The following is a 17,715-nucleotide window of genomic DNA, read 5'->3' as shown; positions in this document are numbered from 1 at the left end:
CGCGGGAACGGCCGACCGACTCACTGTCCGTGGAACTGGTCGGGCGCGGACGCTCCCGGGTTCCCCACATTCGGTAAGACCCGGGCGCCGGCCACCGCCGCGCCAGGAGAGGAGAGGCATGGCGTCACCAGCAACCACGCAGACGGTCCGGCCGCTCGACACACTGCGTTTTGACACCTCGGGGCCCCCGCAGATCGCGAGCGTCATCGCCGACCACCTGCGGCAGCTCGGCGCACGGACGGACCGTCCCGCACCGGGGGACGCGTCCAGCGGCGCCGCCACCGGTACCGCGGGCACCACGCTCACAGGCGGCGGTTTCGACCCGGTGTGCGCGAGCGCCACCTGGGCGGATCCCCTGAGCGGGCTCGCCGACGAGGCCACGGTGCAGGCCGCCACCGGCATCATGGCCGTACACGGCCGGCGCGACGGCACCCCGCGCGGTCTCGCCGTCGACTACGCGGCCACCGCCACCGGGGTCCTGGCCGTACAGGGCCTGCTCGCGGCTCTCGTGGGCCAGGCCCGCGGCGGCGCCGCCCGCGCGGTCACCACCAGCGCGGACCGGGCGGGCTTGCTCGCGGTCTCCCAGTACCTGGCGGCCGCCGGTGCCGACGAGGGCGAGGCCGTCGAACTGGCGGCGGGAGGACCTCCGTTCACCTCCGCCGACGGCATCCTCTTCGAACTGGAGACGCTCGATGCGGGTGCCTGGGCGGCCTTCTGGAAGGCCCTCGAGGCGCCTGCGGAGGCCCTGCGGGTCGGCTGGCGACCCTTCCAGTTCCGCTACGCCACCGCCTGCGCCCCCTTCCCGGCGGCCCTCCACCTCACGGCCCGGTCCCACACCTGGGAGCGGATCCGCCGGGCCGCGGCCGCATCCGGCACCGAAGTGTGCGCCCTGCACCCGCTCGCGGAGCGGGCCGCGGAACACGACGGCGCCGCCCCCTGGTCCCTGACCCGGTCGGCCACCGGACGACTCACCGCCCGCTCGGCCCGGCTGCCCGGCGCGGCACACGACGGCGGACCACTGGCCGGGCTGACCGTGCTGGAAGCGGGCCGCCGCATCCAGGCACCGCTCGCGGCGCACCTGCTCGGGCTCCTCGGCGCCGACGTGATCCGGATCGAACCCCCGGGCGGCGACCCGCTGCGCGGCATGCCCCCGGCCTGTTCCGGGATCTCGGCGCGCTGGCTCGCCCTCAACCGGGGCAAGCGGGCCGTGGAGATCGACATCAAGAAGGAAGCCGACCGCCTACGGCTGCGGGAGCTGGCGGCCGGGGCCGACGTCTTCCTGCACAACTGGGCGCCGGGCAAGGCCGCCGAGCTCGGCCTCGACTCCGAGGACCTCGCACGGGTCAATCCCGCGCTCGTCTACGCGTACACCAGCGGCTGGGCCGACCGGATCGAGGACGCCCCCATGGGCACCGACTTCATGGTCCAGGCCCGTACGGGCGTCGGCGAGGCCGTCCGCCCCGAGGGCGAGGCCCCGGCACCCTCGCTGATGACCCTGCTCGACGTACTGGGCGGACTGCTCGGCGCCGAGGCCGTCCTCGCCGGACTGCTGCTGCGCGAGCGCAGCGGCCACGGCGTACGGGTGGACTCCTCCCTGCTCGGCGCGGCCGACACGCTGATCGCGCCCGCCCTGCGCCGGGCGGCCCGCGGCGAGAACCCCCGGCGGCCGGCCGGATTCCGGCTCCCACGGCCGACGGCGGACGGTTGGCTCGCGCCCACCGACGCCGACGCCCGCGCCGTGGCCGCCCACGACCTGGGCGGCCTGTCCACGGCCGAGGCCCTGGCCCGGCTGCACGAGCACGGGCTGACCGCGACCGCGGTCACCACCGAGCTGTCCGACCTGCACCACGATCCGCGCTTCTCCGGCTCGATCAGCCGTGACGCGCACGGCGCCCCCGCAGTCCCCGACCCCTGGAGCTTCGTATGACCGCCGACAGGCTCGTACTGCACGACCTGCTGCCCGCCGAACTCCGCCGTTCCTGGGTGGTCGACGGGACCTGCCCCGACCTCGACCTCTACAGCCTCTTCCGGGCACGCCAGATCGCCGACCTGCACCGCACGGCCGTCATCGACGCCAAGGGCAAGCTCTGCTACACCGCGCTGGACCGCAAGGTCCGATGTCTGGCCACCGGCCTGCGGGACCTGGGGATCGGCCCGGGCGACGTGGTTGGCGTGCAACTCCCCAACGACCGCTTCGCCGTCATCGCCGATCTCGCGCTCGCCGCGCTCGGCGCGATCGCCCTTCCCTTCCCGGTGGGCCGGGGCGTCCTGGAAGCGGAGTGCCTGCTGCGCCGTGCCGAGGCCGTCGCCGTCATCGCCGCCACCGAGCACCGGGACTTCCGGCACGCGGCGGATCTGAGTACGCTCGCCCCGTCGCTTCCGGCCCTGCGCCACGTGATTGCCGCCGGCCCCGGAACCATGCCTGAAGGAACGATTCGGCTATCGGGGTTGCTGCGGTCCGACCCCAGCGGATTCGTTCCTGCCCGACCCGATCCCGACAGCGCCGCACGCATCCTCGTGTCCTCCGGCTCCGAGGCCGAGCCGAAGATGATCGCGTACTCGCACAACGCGCTGGCCGGTGGGCGCGGGAACTTCCTCGCCTCCCTCATCCCCGACCGCACCCCGCCGAGCTGCCTCTTCCTCGTGCCACTGGCGTCCGCCTTCGGGTCCAACGGCACCGCCGTCACCCTCGCCCGGCACGGCGGCACCCTCGTCCTGCTCGACCACTTCAGCCCGGACGCGGCGATCGCGGCGGTGCGCGAGCACCGGCCGACGCACGTCCTCGGCGTGCCCACCATGGTCCGCATGATGCTCGAACGCCTCGACGGGACGGACGAGGAGCTGCCCGCGCCCACCGCACTGGTCCTCGGCGGCGCGCCGCTCGACGAGACCACCGCGGCCGCCGCGGCCCGGGCCTTCGGCTGCCCCGTGGTCAACCTCTACGGTTCCGCCGACGGGGTCAACTGCCACACGGGGCTCGGCAACACGGTGCCGCCCACCGACGGATCCGGGGTGGTCGCGGGCCATCCCGACCCCCGGGTCGCCGAGATCCGCATCGCCGACCCCGACACGCACGAACCGCTGCCCGACGGCGCCGTGGGCGAGATCATCTCGCGCGGACCGATGACCCCGCTGTGCTACGTGGGCGCGCCCGACCTGGACGCCCGCTACCGCACGCCCGACGGCTGGGTCCGCACCGGTGACCTCGGGTACCTCGACTCCGACAGCGTCCTGCACGTCGTGGGCCGCCTCAAGGACATCGTCATCCGGGGCGGCGCCAACATCAGCCCGGCGGAGGTGGAACGCGAACTCACCGCGCACCCCCAGGTCCGGGACGTGGCCTGCATCGGGGTGCCGGACCCGCTGATGGGGGAGAGGCTGGCGGCCTGCGTGGTGCCGCGTGCAGGACAGGCCCTCACCCTCGCCTCCCTCGGTGAACACCTCACGCGGCGCGGGCTGGAGCGGAGCAAGCACCCCGAGCGGCTGCTCCTGATCGCCGAACTGCCCCTGACGGCGGCCGGCAAACCGGACCGCGCGGCCCTGCGCGAGCGCCTCGCGGCGACCGCCTCGATGGCTCCGCCGCTCGCCCAGGCGGGATGACGTCCTGGTCCCGGCGGCCGGACGCCCGCCGCCGGGACCCCATTTCCGCACACAAGTAACGAGCCCCGGGCTCCGGTTGAGTCTCCCGTGGGGGGAGACATCAAGCTGGGGGCATGGACAGCGACGCGCTCCAATCCATCGGAGACCTATCCCGCCGGACCGGCCTCACCGTGAAGACCATCCGGTTCTATTCCGACCAGGGCATCGTCCCCCCGACCGGCCGCAGCCCGGCGGGCTACCGCCGCTACGGCCTCGACGCGCTCGCCCGCCTGGACCTCGTCCGTACCCTGCGCGATCTCGGGCTCGACCTCGCGACCGTCCGCCGGGTCCTGGACCGGGAGGTATCCCTGCCGGACGTCGCAGCAGCGCACGCCAACGCCCTGGACGTGCAGATCCGTACCCTGCGCCTGCGCCGGGCCGTGCTCCGCGCGGTCGCCAGACGCGGCCCCACCCCCCTGGAGATGGACCTCATGCACCGACTCGCCACGCTCTCCCAGGCAGAACGACGCCTCCTCGTCTCCGGATTCGTCGACGACGCCTTCGAAGTCCCCCACTCCAACCCGGAGTTCGAGACCCTGATGCGATCCGTCACGCCCGAGCTCCCCGACGATCCGACGCCCGAACAGGTCGAGGCCTGGGTGGAACTCGCCGAACTCTGTCAGGACGAGGACTTCCGTGCCGTGCTGCGCCGCACGGCCGAGGAACAGGCCGAAGAACCCGACCGGCAGGACGCCGGCACCCTGCACCACGCCCTCAACCGGGCGATGCGCGAACGGATCGCCGAGGCCGTGTCCGCCGGCCTCGTGCCCCCTTCGGCGGGCGGCACGTTCCTGGCCGACTCGCTGGGCGGCCTCTACGCCCACGCCTTCGAGTGCGCCGACGACGGCGACCTGCGCCGCTGGCTCCTCGCCCGCCTACGGACCACCGCCGACCCCCGTGCCGAGCGCTACTGGCAACTCCTGGCGGTGGTCAACGGCTGGCCCGCGTCGCCTACGCTCGCCCCCGTGTACGCATGGTTCACCACGGTCTTCGCCAAGGGCGACGCCGACCACGAGAAGGGCCTGACACGATGAGGACGCGCAAACTGACCTTCGGCCTCTACGCCGACGAGCAGGGGCTGGCTTGGGTCGAGAGCCTCGTCGAGGACGCCGTGCGCTCCCGCAACGCCCGCAACACCCGGATAACCGGCACGACCGTCGCGGATTCCTTCTCCGGGAGCGAGGGGTCGACCGCGGACGCGTACGAGTTCCTCGCGCACCAGTGGGCCGTGGAACATCCCGGGCAGAGCAGCGGCGAACGGCGAGCGGTCGAGCTGCGCGTCCGCCTGGTGTGTTCCCGACGGGCGCACCGGGTGATCCGCCGGACGGTGATCAACACCTTGTGCCCCGAGGACACGGCCCCCCACGCCTGCCGCGTCCCCTGGTCGGCCCACTGAGTACCCGGCCCCCGCACCGTGCGGGGGCCGGTGTCGTGCTCAGGAGCCGCCCATGGCCTTCTTCAGCTCGGCCGCGGCGTTGCGGTAGACCGCCAGCAGGTCCAGATCCTCGCCCGGATAGTTGACGATCTTCACCTGCTTGGCGCCGGAGTCGGGCAGCACCGTGCCGGTGGACATGTGCGCGTTGTCGAGCACCAGTTCCGGCTTCTTCGCAGCGAGTTCGGCCAGCTGCGCCGGGGTCACGGCCTCGGGGCCGTAGGTGCCCACGGGGGTGGCGCCCGCGAGCTTTGCGGCCCAGGTGGTGAAGACCTGGCTGACGACGGAGGGGGCCTTGCCGCCCGGCCAGGAGGCCTGGACGTCCTTGTTCAGCTTCGAGTACTCGGTGTCGAAGCCGGTCTTCCACTGCGTGGCGGCCTCGGGGGTGCCGAACAGGCCGGCGAGCCGGGCGACTTCGGCGGACACCTTGGTGGGATCGTTGTCGAGTTCCACCTCGACCAGCTTCGCCTTGGAGCCCGCGGCCTCCTTGATCTTCGCGGCGTACGGCTCGAAGGGCGCGTAGAGCACGAAGTCGGCCTTGGCCACGGCGGCGAGGTCCGACGGCTTGGGGTCGTAGTCCGGGGCGTGGTGGACGGACTGCGGCACGATGACCTTGACGTCCTCGGCGCCCGCGGCCTTGGCGAAGGCGCCCTCCCAGGTGGTGGTGACGACCACGACCGGCTTCTTGGCCTGCGGCTGCGCGCCGTCCTGGGACTTCGCGTCCTGGGGGGAAGGGTTGTTGCCGCAGGCGGCGGTCAGAGCGAGCGCCGCGCTCAGTGCGAGGAGGGAAGGGATACGGACGCGGGTGCGCGCCATGAGCTGATTCTCCGTTCGGGTATGAAATGCACCGCGAGGACCAGTGCCCCCGCGGTCAGGACGAGGACCGGGCCGGGCGGCCAGTCCAGCCACAGGGCCAGCAGGAACCCCGTCAGATTCACCGCCACGCCGATGCCGACCGCCCAGAAAGTGATCGACTTCAGTGAGCTGCCCAGGCGGCGGGCGGCGAGTGCGGGCAGCAGGGTCAGGGCGTCGACGAGCAGCGCGCCGGTCAGTTTGATCGCCCCGGCGACCGCGATGGCGACCAGGACCAGCAGTGCGGCGGTCAGCGCCCGCACCGGTACGCCGGAACACTGGGCGAGCTCGCGGTCGTACAGCAACAGGCCGATCTCGCGCCGCCGCCACCAGAACAGGCCCGGTACGACGACGGCCAGCACGCCCAGGACGACGAGGTCGGCCGTGCCCACCGAGAGGATCGACCCCCACAACAGGGCGAAGGCCCCTGATGCGTTGACCCCCGACACGGCCAGCAGGAGCAGCGCCGCCGCGATGGCCAGGCTCATCAGCAGGCCCATCGCCCCCGACAAGCCGTCGGGGGTCCGGGCGAGCGGGGCCACGCCCGCGCCGGCCAGCGCGCAGGCCACCAGCGCGCACAACATGGGGTCGAGTCCGGTGAGCAATCCGACGGCGATGCCCAGCAGGGCGACGTGCATCATCGCGAACCGCACCGGCATGATGTCGAGCCCGACGATGATCACGCCGATGACCGGCAGGCCGATCGCGGCCAGCAGCAGGGCCGCGCCGGCCCGTTGTACTGGCAGCAGCTGAAGCAGTTGGCCGAGGTCGGCGGTGGCCAGGTGCACGGCGAGGTTCACCGGACCTCCCGCAGGTGGCCCGCGGCCATCTCCAGCACCCGGTCGCAGCGGTCCGCCAGCGCCCGGTCGTGCGTCACCACGATGAGGGTCACCGGCAGGGAGGTGAGGACGTCCGCGGCCTCCGACTGCCCGTCGAAGTCGAGGGCGGCGGTCGGCTCGTCCGCCAGGAGCAGCTCGGCTCCCGCGGCGATGCAGCCGATCGCCCGGGCGAGGTACATCCGCTGCAACTGGCCGCCGGAGAGGGTGTGCAGGGGCCGCCCGACGAGCGGACCCACGCCGAGCCGCTCCGCGGCCTCGGTCGCTTCCGCCGGAGCGTTGCTGGCGGCCAGCAGTTCGGCGCCGAGCAGGGGGAAGCGGCCGGCGGCCGGCTTCTGCGGGATCCATGCGCAGGCCCGGCGCCGCCAGGCCCACTCGGCGGGCGACCGGCCCTCCCGGCCGCCGACCAGGATCGAGCCCGTCGTCTGACGGTGCAGACCGAGCACGGCGCGCAGCAGCGTCGTCTTGCCCGAACCGTTGGTGCCGGTCAGGGCCACGCGCTCGCCGGCGGCGATCTCCAGATCGACGTCCGAGACGGCCTCCACCCGGCCGTGCCGGCACACGACCTCCCGCATGCGCACATCCAGTCCGCCCATCTCACGCCTCCTCCGCCGCGGGGGAAGGCGAGGATCTGCCTCCCACGTGGCAGTAGTCGGACGGAGGGCGCCCCGGGTTCCCGCCGGTCCGGGATCGATTCCGTCGGGGCCCGCAACCGCCGACCCGGACGGCGGCCGGAGCGAGGCCGGGCGAGGCTGCGGGAGACGGGAGCAGGTCCGGGGCGAGGCGGATCCGGACCGGGTTCAGATCGGGTGGCCGGCTGCGTCCGTGTGGTCCTTCTGGCCGGAGAACTTGTTGAGGAACACGTCGTAGCGGCCGTCGGGGCGGCGGGTCATGGTCGCGCCGTCCTGCCAGATGCCGTTCTCGGGCCACCACTGGCTGCCGTACGCGTCGCCCTGGTTCTGGTGGATGTTGTGGACGCCCAGCCCGGTGTCGAACGGTTCGCCGAAGACCAGGACCGGCCGTCCGACGGCGAGGATCGGCTCGAAGGCGGTGGCCGCCTCGACATTGGAACCCGAGGTCCAGGGAGGCGACGCGGCAGCTCCTCGTACGTGACGACCACCCGGCGGCAGCCCTCCTTGCTGTCGGCGACGACGGTCGCCACGCGCTGGCCCACGAAGCGGACCACGTCGTCCAGGACGCGGGTGTCCATCGGGTCCTCGGTCGGGTGCTCGTGGCGGGCGGACGAGTACAGCCGGTCGGGGGAGTCGTGGTGGGTGAGGACCGCGTGCACGCCCGGGACCTGGAGGGCGTCCCTGGTGTCGATGTCGACGATGCGGGCGTGCGGGTGCGGGGAGCGCAACAGCTTCATGTGCAGCAGCCCGGGCACCTCGACGTCGCAGGTGTAGCGGGCGGTGCCGGTGACGACGAGGGGGCCGGCGGGGGCGCCCAGGGACCTGCCCACGGCCTGCCCGGGCTCCGGGGCCTCGGTGTGCTTGACCCCGCGCACCGCGTCCTCGATGGCCCGGTATCCCGTACAACGGCAGATGTTGCCCTTGAAGGCGCGCGGGAGGTCCTGGAGCTTGCCGTCGTCGTGGGCGGTGCCCTCCTCCGCCTGGAGGGCGGCGGTGGTCATCAGGAAACCGGCGGTGCAGAAGCCGCACTGGAAGCCCTGGGCGTCCAGGAACTGCTGCTGGGCCGGGTGGAGCTCGCCGCCACAGCGGGCCAGGCCCTCCACGGTGGTGACGCTGCGGCCCTCGGCCCGGACGGCCGGGTAGAGACAGCTGTGCACCGGCTGCCCGTCGACGTGGACCGTGCAGGCCCCGCAGTCGCCCTGGTCACAGCCCTTCTTCACGCCGAACCAGCCGCGTTCGCGCAGGTAGGTGCGCAGGCACTGGCCGGCCCGCGGCTCGGTGTCGAAGCGCCGCTCGTTGATTTCGATCTCGTACGTCATCGGTGGTCCTCGGTGGTGAGCTCGCGGCGTATCTCTTCGGCCAGGCGCAGGGCCATGTGGCGCCGCCATTCCGGCAGCCCGTGGATGTCGTCGAACCACTCGTCGGGCCGGACGGCGCCGTCGATCGCCCCGCGCAGTTCGGCGGCCGTGGGCGGCAGCGCGAACCAGAAGCGGAAGGGGCGGGTGGTGGCGGCGGAGACCGTCATGGCGAGGGAGCCGTCGGCGGGGTCGTGGGCGCCGATGACCAGCGCGCCGGAGCGCCCGAGCCCGTAGAGGACGCCTGGCGGAAGGCCGTACGGGAGTCCAGCGCGTTCGGGGGCAGCCGCACGGACCGCAGCAGCTCGCCCTCGCGCAGGTCCTTCACGCCGGCGCCGAGGATGAACTCGGTGACGGGCATCCGGCGGGTGGCGCCGTCCTGGCCCAGCAGGAAGACGGTGCCGTCCAGGCCGGCCGTGAGGGAGACCATCGGACCGGCGGGGAGCCCGTTGCAGAGGTTCCCGCCGACGGTCGCCATGTTCCAGATCTTGAAGCTGGCGAGGAAGGCCCGGCAGCACTGCTCGAAGAGCGGGGCGGCCGTGGTCGGCAGGGTCCGGGCGAACCGCGAGAGCTCGGTGATCGTGCAGGTCGCGGCGATGTCGAGGGAGCCGTCGGGCTGCCAGGACAGCGGCGGCCAGCCCATGCGGGAGAGGTCGACGAGGCGGCGGATGTGCGGCTGGGGCTCGGAGAAGAGGTACGTGCCGCCGCCGAGCCAGGCGTCGCCCGGACGCCAGGGTTCGCGGCGGCGGGCGTCGCGCACGTCGAGCACCGTGTTGAGATCCAATTCGCGCCACGAGCCTTTCTGGCCTGACAGGGGGTTTCAGCCAGTGAAGCAACGGGAGCGGGGGTGAAACGACTGGTCCCGGCCACGGAATCGGACGAGCCCGAAACCCTCCCTCCTGGAGGATCAATCAAGAGGCCTATCGGGTGCTTCACCTTGCATTTACGATGGCTCAGCCTCTATTCACCTCGCGAATGTGGGCGTCCGCCCACCGCAAGGAGTCCCCGTCATGCACGTCCTCGACCTGCTCCAGCTCGACAGCCTCGGACTCAACCTGCTCTGGGGCGAGGAAGCCCTTCTCGGCCAGGAGGTCGCCGGCGTCACCGCCACCGACCTGGAGGAGTCCGGCCGTTTCCTGGGGCCGGGGGAGCTCGTGCTGAGCGGGCTGGTGTGGTGGGCCGAGGGTGACGCGGCCAAGGCGGACCGCTTCGTCGGCGCGCTCGCCGACGCCGGAGCCACGGCGCTGCTGGCCGGGGAGGAGACCCACGGCAGGGTCCCGGACGAAGTCCTCGCCGCCTGCCGGAGCCACCGGGTGCCGCTGCTGGCCGTTCCCGCGCGCACCAGCTTCCGGGCCGTGACCGAAGCCGTGTACCTGCGCCAGTGGGGCGACCTGAGCCGCCGTCCGACCCGGCTCTTCGCCCTCCCCGAGAACGTGCGCGGCGAGCTGAGCCGGCTCGTGGAGGCGGGGGCCGGCCCGGACGAACTCCTGGACCGGGCGTGCGCGCACCTCGGCCGGGTGTCCTGCTACCTGCTCACCGCCAGCGGCCGCACGGTGGCCCGTACGCCGTCCGCCCCCGAGCTGCCCGCCCGGCAGGCGTCGGCCGCCTCCGCGCGCGGCGGGGTCTGGCTGCGCATCGAGACCGAGAGCTCCCCGTACGACGCCTGGCAGCTGCACGTGCCCGACCCGGACGCGGCGCCCCCGCGGGTGCTCCACGAGATCGCCGAGGTGCTCGCCCAGAGTCGGAGCGGGCAGACCCGCCGGCTCGCCGCGGAGCGGCTGGCCGGGCAGGAGCTGATCGGCGTGTTGGAAGCGACGCCCGCCGGCCCCGCCCCGGCCGACACCGGAGCCCTGGAGGAGGCGCTCGCCGGCGCCGGGCTGCCCGTCGGAGGCGCGTACCGGGTCCTGGCGGCGACCTCGGGCGACGCCCTGGCGGAGGGCCTGCGCCACCTGGAGAACGCCACGTACGCCGTGGGGCGGTCGGTCGCGGTGCTGCACGAGGACCCGGCGTGCGCGACCGACGCGGTCGGTGCGCTGCGCGCGGTGTGGCCGATGCTCCAGCAGTGCGGCGGACCGCAGCCGGAGCTCCGGCTGGGCCTCGGTACCCGGGCCGAGGGCCTGGAGGGGCTGCGCGCCTCGCTCAGCCAGGCCCGGTTCGCGCTGACCTCGGCGGACGGGGCGGTCCCGGTGCGCGGGGTCGAACAGCTGGACACCCTCGGGGAGCTGATGGCGGGGATCCCGCCGGAGGTCCGGACGGTGCACGGGACGCGGACGCTGGGGGCGCTCGGGGACGGCATGCTGCGGGAGACGCTGGAGGTCTTCCTGGCCAACAACTGCTCCTGGGCCCGTACGGCGGAGGCGCTCCACCTGCACGTGAACACGGTGCACTACCGGATCGAGCGGGTGGAGGTCCTGACGGGCCGTGACCTGTCGCGCCTCGACCACAAGTTGGACCTGTACGCGGCGCTGCGCTGTGCATGACCGTTCCGGGGCGGGGGCCTACGGAAGTGCGATGTGGACCTCGGTGGACTTCACCCGGGCCGTGACGGTCGAGCCGACCGTGATGCCGAGCCGCTCGACCGACTCCCTGGTCACCACGGACACCACGTGGTGCGGCCCGGACTGGATCTCCACCCGGGCCGCCACGTCGTCGAGCCGGACGGCGGTGACGATGCCGGCGAAGGAGTTCCGTACGGAGGTCGGGGTGGTGTTGCGCGGCAACGGGTGCATTCCGGCGGCCCGTTCCGCGGCAAAGGCGGCGAGGACCACGCCGTCGACGGCCCGGGAACCGTCCGGACCGCGGTCGGCCGGCAGTCGGCCGGCAGTCGGCCCGTCTCCGCCCACCGGCGGACGGTTTCGGGGCTCACGCGCAGCAGTTGGGCGGCAACGCCCACGGAGTACGACGGCACGCCCGCAGCATAGGCGGTGCCGCTCCGGCCGCGAACGGCGAGGCACCCGGGACGGTGGCTCGGCTGCGGCTGCGGCTGCGGCTGCGGGTGCGGAGCCGGGCGGCACTGGCCGGACCGGGGCCCCGGACGGCGGTGCCCGTCTGCGCCGGCTCCGATGGCTCTGCCCAGCAGATGTCGTGCTTGCTGGCAGGTGGCGGTCGTTCTTGTATCGAAGGGTTTTATGTACATATGAGGTTTTTCCAATCCCTCACCCTGTTCGTGGCGAATCCCTGGTGAGGCTCCTGAGGGTGAGGGGCCGCTGAACCGACTGTCCGATGAAAGGAAGGAGGTGAGTGCGATGACCGGTTCGCTGCGCACACGGCGCCTGCTCGTCGGGACCGCGTCCGCCGGGCTGCTGGCCGGCGGCTCGCTGTTGGGCCTCTCCGGCACCGCGAACGCCGCCCCGGCAGCGTCCGCCACGGTGAGCTCGACGCTCACCGGCGACCGTGATCGTGATCGCGACCACCGGTGGGACCGCCAGGACCGCCACGACCGCCACAACCGGTGGGACCGCCATGACCGGTGCACCTGGGTGAAGGGCCACTGGGAATCCAAGTGGCACCACGGCACCTGGCACGAGGGCTACCGCGACCACCACGGCAACTGGCACGACGGCTGGTGGGGCAAGGGTCACTCGAAGCACTGGGTTCCCGGCCACTGGAACTGCCACAGCAAGTGGTAACGCGCCGGCGCCGTAGCGCCGACCCGGCGCACAGGGGTTCCGGGGTCACCGCCCCGGAACCCCGTCCGTACCCGGCCCCCGGACCGGCCCGGAGCCACCGGGGCCGCTCGCACAGCGAGGAACCGTCATGGACACCGCAATCGCATCCCCGGCGCGGCCGAGGACCGTGCACCACCCCCTGCCCTCAGGGCCGCAGGCCGCCGGGGAGGCCCGCCGCAGCGCCGCGCGCACCCTGGCCCTGCACCCCGTGCGCTGCCCACAAGAGACCGCCTGCGACATCCTGCTCATCGCGTCCGAGCTCGCCACCAATGCGGTCCGGCACGCCATGCCCCCGTACGCGCTCACGATCAGCCTGGACCGCGGCCGGGCCGGCATCTGCGTCAGCGACGGCTCGCTCTCCCTGCCCCAGCGGGGCGACGGCCACGGGACCGACGACACCCGGGGGCGGGGCCTGCAGATCGTCCGGGCGCTCGGCGCGGACCTCTTCGTCAGCCGCTCGCCGCGCGGCAAGCAGGTCATCGCAGTGATCACCTGGCGGGACGGCTGACCCGACGGTTCCCTCGAACGAGGGAACCGGGCCCCGTCCCGGAGCGCGAACGCCCTCCCATCCGCCCGCGCCTCCGCTACGAAGAACCATCAGACCCATCCCCTGGACCTGTGGCCCGCACCGCCCTGCGCTGCGGTCCGGCCGCTGCTCTCCGGACAAGGACCACCATGCGATGGACACCCCGCCCCCGGCCGGCCGCCCCCGGCCGCCCCTGCGTCTGGTCCCCACGGCCGGAGCCCGCCCCGTGAACGAGCCGAGCCCCTCCGGTGCCGACCCCACCGGCAGCCGCACCGACCGCACTGACCGCACCGACCTCTCCGAGGTCATGCGGCAGGTCGCCCACGGCGACAAAGAGGCGTTCTCCGTCCTGTACGACGCCCTCGCCTCGCTGGTCTTCGGGGTCGTGGTCAAAGTCGTGCGCGACCGGGCGCAGTCCGAGGAGGTCGCCCAAGAGGTCATGATCGACCTGTGGCGGCAGGCCGCCCGCTACCGCCCCGAATCCGGCGCCGTCACCACATGGGCGGCGACGATCGCCCACCGGCGGGCCGTGGACCGGGTCCGCTCCGCCCAGGCGTCCGCCGACCGGGAACGCGCGCAGGCCGCCCGCGAGCACCGGACGGCGTTCGACGAGGTGGCCGAACAGGTCGAGATCCGCCTGGACAGCGAGCAAGTCCGCCGCTGCCTGCACGGTCTCACCGAACTCCAGCGCCAGGCGGTGACCATGGCCTACTACCAGGGCCTGACCTACCGCGAGGTCGCCGAAGTCCTCCACGCGCCGCTGCCCACCGTCAAGACGCGCATGCGCGACGGACTCATCCGGCTCCGCGACTGCATGGGGGTGACCACATGAACCAGCACCGGTCCGACACCCACGCCCTCACCGCCGCCTACGCACTGAACGCACTGGACGCCGGCGAACGCGAGCCGTTCACCGACCACCTCTCCCGGTGCGAGGAGTGCCGCCTGGAGGTCGCCGGGTTCCAGGCCACCGCCGCCCGGCTGGCCGCCGCCGTGGCCCAGCCGCCGCCCGCCTCGATGAAGCAGCGGACGCTGGCAGCCGTCGAGGGCGTGCGCCAACTCCCGCCCCGGACCTCCACCCCCGTCTCCCCGGTCCCGCTGCGCGGCGCGCTGCGCCGCAAGGCCGGCCTGTTCGCCGTGGCCGCGAGCGTGGCCGCCGCGGCCCTGTTCGCGGGCCTGGCCGCCTGGCAGAGCCAGGAGAGCCGCCACTACGAACAGCAGGCCCGGCAGATCGAGCAGCGCCTCGACGACGTCAGCGTGGTCCTGGCCGCTCCCGACGCCCGCGCGGCCCACGGCCGCACCAGCAACGGAGCCGCCGCCACCGTCGTCACCTCGGCTCTGCGCAACAAGGCCGTCTTCACCGCCGGCGGACTGCCCGCGCCCGTCGCCGGCACGACCTACCAGCTGTGGCTGGACCACGACGGCACCATGCGCCCGGCCGGTTTCATCCACCGGGACGGCACCGTCCTCATCGACGGCGACACCGTCGACGCCGGTGCGATCGGCCTCACCGTCGAACCCGCCGGAGGATCCCCACGACCCACCACGACCCCGCTGCTCCTGATGGACCTCCCCGCCTGACAGCGCGCCGCCAACGGCTACAGGGCTCGGGCAATGCGTGGGCAAGGCCCTCCTGATGGACCCGGAGGGTGCGGACGCAGCTCGGGCTCACGGGGTCATGTCGTACGTGACCCACATGGTCCGCTTGGCGACCTGGTCGTACTTGGAACGCGCCCGGTGGTTGTCATCGGCGGTGATCCAGCGGACCACGCTCCAACCGCGCTCGGCCGCGAGCTCGCGCAGCGCGCCGAGCAGGAGGTCGGCGGCGCCCGAACCGCGGTGCTGCGGTGCCACGAACAGGTCGTCGAGGAAGCAGCCCACCGTCGCGGAGAGCGGGCGCGCGAAGGGACGGTAGTGGGCGAGGCCCAGCAGCCGGCCCCCCGTGTCCTCGGCCACCAGGGCGCCCACCTCGTGGCCGGGGTCGGTCACCCAGGACCAGACCGTGGCGGCCGCCTCCTCGGTCTGCTCAACCCCGTAGAAGTCGGCGTAGCCCTGGTAGAGGGCGCGCCACTGGGCGAAATCGCCGTCCCGCACGGAACGCACGCTGATGTCGGACATGGGGCTGGACTCCCGTGATCGAAGGAAGGCGAAACGGAACGGAGCGGAGCGGAGCGGGACGTGTGCGCCGCCGCTCCGGCGCAGAGCACCGATCATGCTGGAGCCCGGCGGTCCCGGCAGGTGCCGCGGTGTCGAAACGCGGGCCGGCTCAGCGCCACGATGTACGGGTGCGGCCGGCGAAGCCCCGCGCGCCGAACACCGCTGTCGGCGCGCAGGAGCTTCGTGGGCCAGGCCACCGTGACCGCGAGAGCCGCCAAGCGGTCCGGAGGATGGTGGCCACGGCCAGTCAACCAGGAGCTGCCCCGGGGCGGCACTTGGTCCAGGGCACGGAATCGGGCCGGTGCGCGTCGTGTCGTTACGGTGGATCATCCAAGAGGTGAATGTGTTTTTTCTGGTGGCAGATGCCAGTTGAAGCTGGAGATTCATCTTGCCCATGCGGGTTCACCTTCCGTGGGGTCGCGTGGACGACGGCGCGGGCCCCCGCGAAGCGGTCGTCCCGGGCTGCCGCGCGCCGCCCGGCGTGCCCGTACGGCGCGTCCGGACGATGATGTGGGGAGAACGGCGTGCGGAAGGGGACGTCTCGTGCCATCGGCTCGGCCGGGGGGCGAGGAAACCCACGGCCCGATCTGGTCCGAGCCGGGGTCGCTGCTCGAGCGCGTGCCCGTGGCCGTCCTCGGCATCGACGAGCACGACCACGTCTGCTACTGGGGACCCGGCGCCCGTGACCTCTTCGGGTACGAACCCGGCGCCGTCCTCACCCGGCCCGGCGCCCTCCTCTTCGCCGACGCCTCCCGCAGCGGCACGTCCGCATCGTGCGCCCGACTGACGGAGCAGGGGCGTACGCAGGGCTACTGGCGGGGCAGGCTGACCGCCCGGCACCGCGACGGCACGGCCTTCGACTGCGGCTTCCGGTCCTTCTCCGTCACCGGATCCGGCGGTCCCTCGGTGGTGATGGTCCTGTCGAGCCGCAGCGACGAACTCGACCGGGTCAAGACCAACCTCGCCTTCCTCGACGCCCTCTTCGAGACCTGCCCCATCGGGCTGGTCATGATCGACGAGGACCTGCGGTACATCCACCTCAACCAGGCGCTCGCCGACATGGACGGCCTGCCGATCGAAGCCCACCTGGGGCGGCGCATGGACGACATCATGATCATGTCGGACGGCGGTGAGTACGAGCGCATGCTGCGGGCCGTCGCGCAGGGCGGAGCACCCGTGGTGGGGACCCTGGTCGGGGTGCGCCCGCGCGGGCATCCGGACCGCGACCAGGTCCGGTCCGTCAGCTTCTTCCCGCTGAGTCGGGCGGTCGGGACCCGATCCGGCGTGGGCGGGCTGATGATCGACGTGACGGACCGGGAACGGGCCATCCTGGAAGCCACCGCCAGCCGTCGCCGGCTGGCCCTCCTCGACGGGGCCTCCACCCGGATCGGGACCACCCTGGACGTCAACCTCACCGCCCAGGAGCTCGTCGACGCGTCGATGCCGGACTTCTGCGACGGTTCCGTGGTCGAGATCGTGGAGTGGATGGACGAGACCGAGGACTTTGACCCGGGGCGTCCGCTGTTCACCCGTCGCATCGCCTCCGGGACGACCCTGCCCGCTCCGGCCGTCGAACTCGTGAGCGGGGTGGAGAAGGTGCGGTACCCGCCGGGCTCCGTCATCCACGACATGCTGAGCACCGGCCGCGCCATCTCGGCCGTGGTGGACGAGGAGTTCCTGGCCCGCACCGTCGTCACCGAGTCACGCACGAAGATCATGGGCGAGAGCGGGGTGGCCTGCATCCTCGTCGCTCCGCTCATCGCCCGGGGCACCGTCCAGGGCATCGCCATGTTCGGCCGGTCCGCCGCCCGTCCGCCGTTCGCCGAGGAGGACGTCAGCCTGGCCAGCGAACTCGCCTCGCGCGCCGCGATCTGCCTGGACAACGCCCGCCTCTACAGCCGGGTCCAGGACATCGCCCTCACGCTGCAGCGGGCCCTGCTGCCCACGGCGCTGGCGGTCACCCCGTACGTGGACGTCGCCCACCGCTACGTGCCCGGCAGCCGGATTACCGAGGTCGGCGGTGACTGGTACGACGTGATCAACCTGCCCGACGGTCGGGTCGTCCTGGTCGTGGGCGACGTGATGGGGCACGGAGTGGACGCGGCCGCGGCCATGGGCTACCTGCGCATCACCACCAAGGCCCTGGCCCGCCACGACAGCGAGCCCGCCGACCTGCTCACCGAACTCGACGCGTGCGCCCAGGAGGCCGGCATCGAGCTGGCGACCTGCCTCTACCTCGTCTACGACCCGCGCAGTGGACGCGCCCGCATCGCCAGTGCCGGCCACCCGCCGCCCCTGGTGCTCCGGCCGGACGGCACGGTGCAGACCATTGGCGAGGTCCTCGGGGTCCCCCTGGGCGTCGGCGGCGCCCCGTTCCGGACCACCGAGATCGAACTGCCCGAGAACGCCACGCTCGCCCTGTACACGGACGGCCTCATCGAGGCCCGGGGGCGGGACATCGAGGTGGGCCTGGACGCCCTGCGCGCCGAACTGGGCGGCCGCAGCGAGCCGTTGGAGGACATGGCGGACCGCGTCCTGGCCGGCCTGCTGCCCGAGCCGCCGACCGACGACACGGTCCTGATCCTGGCCCGCGTTCACCGCGACGCCCCATGAGCGGG

General features: G+C 73.1%; 16 protein-coding genes and 2 pseudogenes. 10 read left to right on the top strand and 8 right to left on the bottom strand.

Features of this window, described 5'->3' with window-relative positions; genetic code table 11:
* The first annotated feature begins 118 nt into the window (after positions 1 to 118).
* The 4 genes from OG207_RS07815 (at position 119) to OG207_RS07800 (ending at position 5,035) form a co-directional block, all read left to right on the top strand.
* Positions 119 to 1,927 carry a CoA transferase gene (locus tag OG207_RS07815; protein WP_329097137.1) on the top strand — a complete coding sequence of 603 codons (1,809 nt, stop codon included), beginning with the start codon at positions 119 to 121 and terminating at the stop codon, positions 1,925 to 1,927.
* Positions 1,924 to 3,600 carry a class I adenylate-forming enzyme family protein gene (locus OG207_RS07810; protein ID WP_329097135.1) on the top strand — a complete coding sequence of 559 codons (1,677 nt, stop codon included), beginning with the start codon at positions 1,924 to 1,926 and terminating at the stop codon, positions 3,598 to 3,600. Before OG207_RS07815 ends, OG207_RS07810 begins: the two co-directional genes overlap by 4 nt.
* 113 nt (positions 3,601 to 3,713) lie before the next feature.
* A complete protein-coding gene (locus OG207_RS07805) occupies positions 3,714 to 4,673 on the top strand; it encodes a MerR family transcriptional regulator (RefSeq protein ID WP_329097134.1) in 960 nt (319 codons plus the stop codon).
* A complete protein-coding gene (locus OG207_RS07800; RefSeq protein WP_329097132.1) occupies positions 4,670 to 5,035 on the top strand; it encodes a hypothetical protein in 366 nt (121 codons plus the stop codon). The genes OG207_RS07805 and OG207_RS07800 overlap by 4 nt, the downstream gene beginning before the upstream one ends.
* Before the next feature lie 39 nt (positions 5,036 to 5,074).
* On the opposite strand, the gene OG207_RS07795 is transcribed toward OG207_RS07800, so the two are convergent.
* From OG207_RS07795 to OG207_RS07770, 6 genes and pseudogenes are all read right to left on the bottom strand, one after another.
* Positions 5,075 to 5,887 (bottom strand): metal ABC transporter solute-binding protein, Zn/Mn family, encoded by an 813-nt coding sequence (locus OG207_RS07795; RefSeq protein ID WP_329097130.1) that lies wholly within the window; start codon positions 5,885 to 5,887, stop codon positions 5,075 to 5,077.
* Positions 5,845 to 6,723: a metal ABC transporter permease gene (locus OG207_RS07790; protein ID WP_329097128.1), complete on the bottom strand. Its 879-nt coding sequence runs from the start codon at positions 6,721 to 6,723 to the stop codon at positions 5,845 to 5,847. Before OG207_RS07790 ends, OG207_RS07795 begins: the two co-directional genes overlap by 43 nt.
* Positions 6,720 to 7,355, bottom strand: coding sequence for an ATP-binding cassette domain-containing protein (locus tag OG207_RS07785; RefSeq protein ID WP_329097126.1), 636 nt, complete (start codon positions 7,353 to 7,355; stop codon positions 6,720 to 6,722). Before OG207_RS07785 ends, OG207_RS07790 begins: the two co-directional genes overlap by 4 nt.
* 204 nt (positions 7,356 to 7,559) lie before the next feature.
* Positions 7,560 to 7,796 (bottom strand): DUF2278 family protein, encoded by a 237-nt coding sequence (locus OG207_RS07780; protein WP_329107477.1) that lies wholly within the window; start codon positions 7,794 to 7,796, stop codon positions 7,560 to 7,562.
* 56 nt (positions 7,797 to 7,852) lie between these two features.
* Positions 7,853 to 8,710, bottom strand: a pseudogene (locus OG207_RS07775) (2Fe-2S iron-sulfur cluster-binding protein); the annotation flags it as partial.
* Positions 8,707 to 9,530: pseudogene (locus OG207_RS07770) on the bottom strand (FAD binding domain-containing protein). The pseudogenes OG207_RS07770 and OG207_RS07775, both read right to left, overlap by 4 nt.
* 226 nt (positions 9,531 to 9,756) lie before the next feature.
* Between OG207_RS07770 and OG207_RS07765 the strand changes: the two are divergent.
* Positions 9,757 to 11,226, top strand: coding sequence for a PucR family transcriptional regulator (locus OG207_RS07765; RefSeq protein WP_329097124.1), 1,470 nt, complete (start codon positions 9,757 to 9,759; stop codon positions 11,224 to 11,226).
* An 18-nt stretch (positions 11,227 to 11,244) separates the two neighbouring features.
* Here OG207_RS07765 and OG207_RS07760 read toward each other — a convergent pair whose 3' ends face one another.
* A complete protein-coding gene (locus tag OG207_RS07760) occupies positions 11,245 to 11,589 on the bottom strand; it encodes a TOBE domain-containing protein (protein ID WP_329097122.1) in 345 nt (114 codons plus the stop codon).
* A gap of 402 nt (positions 11,590 to 11,991) precedes the next feature.
* On the opposite strand from OG207_RS07760, the gene OG207_RS07755 reads away from it, so the two are divergent.
* The 4 genes from OG207_RS07755 (at position 11,992) to OG207_RS07740 (ending at position 14,521) form a co-directional block, all read left to right on the top strand.
* Entirely contained in the window at positions 11,992 to 12,375 is a 384-nt protein-coding gene (locus tag OG207_RS07755; RefSeq protein ID WP_329097120.1) for a hypothetical protein, read from the top strand.
* A 127-nt stretch (positions 12,376 to 12,502) separates the two neighbouring features.
* On the top strand, positions 12,503 to 12,922 hold the full coding sequence (locus OG207_RS07750; RefSeq protein WP_329097118.1) for an ATP-binding protein: 420 nt from the start codon (positions 12,503 to 12,505) through the stop codon (positions 12,920 to 12,922).
* Positions 12,923 to 13,166: 244 nt separating this feature from the next.
* On the top strand, positions 13,167 to 13,772 hold the full coding sequence (gene sigK, locus OG207_RS07745) for an ECF RNA polymerase sigma factor SigK (protein ID WP_402695555.1): 606 nt from the start codon (positions 13,167 to 13,169) through the stop codon (positions 13,770 to 13,772).
* Positions 13,769 to 14,521: an anti-sigma factor gene (locus OG207_RS07740; protein WP_329097113.1), complete on the top strand. Its 753-nt coding sequence runs from the start codon at positions 13,769 to 13,771 to the stop codon at positions 14,519 to 14,521. Before sigK ends, OG207_RS07740 begins: the two co-directional genes overlap by 4 nt.
* An 87-nt stretch (positions 14,522 to 14,608) precedes the next feature.
* Here OG207_RS07740 and OG207_RS07735 read toward each other — a convergent pair whose 3' ends face one another.
* Positions 14,609 to 15,058 (bottom strand): GNAT family N-acetyltransferase, encoded by a 450-nt coding sequence (locus tag OG207_RS07735; protein ID WP_329097112.1) that lies wholly within the window; start codon positions 15,056 to 15,058, stop codon positions 14,609 to 14,611.
* 582 nt (positions 15,059 to 15,640) lie between these two features.
* Between OG207_RS07735 and OG207_RS07730 the strand changes: the two genes are divergently transcribed.
* Positions 15,641 to 17,710: a SpoIIE family protein phosphatase gene (locus OG207_RS07730; protein WP_329097110.1), complete on the top strand. Its 2,070-nt coding sequence runs from the start codon at positions 15,641 to 15,643 to the stop codon at positions 17,708 to 17,710.
* The last annotated feature ends 5 nt before the right edge of the window (positions 17,711 to 17,715 follow it).

This window comes from Streptomyces sp. NBC_01439, from assembly GCF_036227605.1.
Classification (GTDB): Bacteria; Actinomycetota; Actinomycetes; order Streptomycetales; family Streptomycetaceae; genus Streptomyces.
Note: the sequence above shows the minus strand (reverse complement) of the source record. Positions and strands in the feature narration are given on the sequence as shown.

Excerpts from the sequence above, each read along its gene's own strand:
- OG207_RS07815 (WP_329097137.1), top strand. The coding sequence starts at position 119 with ATGGCGTCACCAGCAACCACGCAGACGGTCCGGCCGCTCGACACACTG.
- OG207_RS07810 (WP_329097135.1), top strand. The coding sequence starts at position 1,924 with ATGACCGCCGACAGGCTCGTACTGCACGACCTGCTGCCCGCCGAACTC.
- OG207_RS07805 (WP_329097134.1), top strand. The coding sequence starts at position 3,714 with ATGGACAGCGACGCGCTCCAATCCATCGGAGACCTATCCCGCCGGACC.
- OG207_RS07800 (WP_329097132.1), top strand. The coding sequence starts at position 4,670 with ATGAGGACGCGCAAACTGACCTTCGGCCTCTACGCCGACGAGCAGGGG.
- OG207_RS07795 (WP_329097130.1), bottom strand. The coding sequence starts at position 5,887 with ATGGCGCGCACCCGCGTCCGTATCCCTTCCCTCCTCGCACTGAGCGCG.
- OG207_RS07785 (WP_329097126.1), bottom strand. The coding sequence starts at position 7,355 with ATGGGCGGACTGGATGTGCGCATGCGGGAGGTCGTGTGCCGGCACGGC.
- OG207_RS07765 (WP_329097124.1), top strand. The coding sequence starts at position 9,757 with ATGCACGTCCTCGACCTGCTCCAGCTCGACAGCCTCGGACTCAACCTG.
- OG207_RS07755 (WP_329097120.1), top strand. The coding sequence starts at position 11,992 with ATGACCGGTTCGCTGCGCACACGGCGCCTGCTCGTCGGGACCGCGTCC.
- OG207_RS07750 (WP_329097118.1), top strand. The coding sequence starts at position 12,503 with ATGGACACCGCAATCGCATCCCCGGCGCGGCCGAGGACCGTGCACCAC.
- OG207_RS07740 (WP_329097113.1), top strand. The coding sequence starts at position 13,769 with ATGAACCAGCACCGGTCCGACACCCACGCCCTCACCGCCGCCTACGCA.
- OG207_RS07735 (WP_329097112.1), bottom strand. The coding sequence starts at position 15,058 with ATGTCCGACATCAGCGTGCGTTCCGTGCGGGACGGCGATTTCGCCCAG.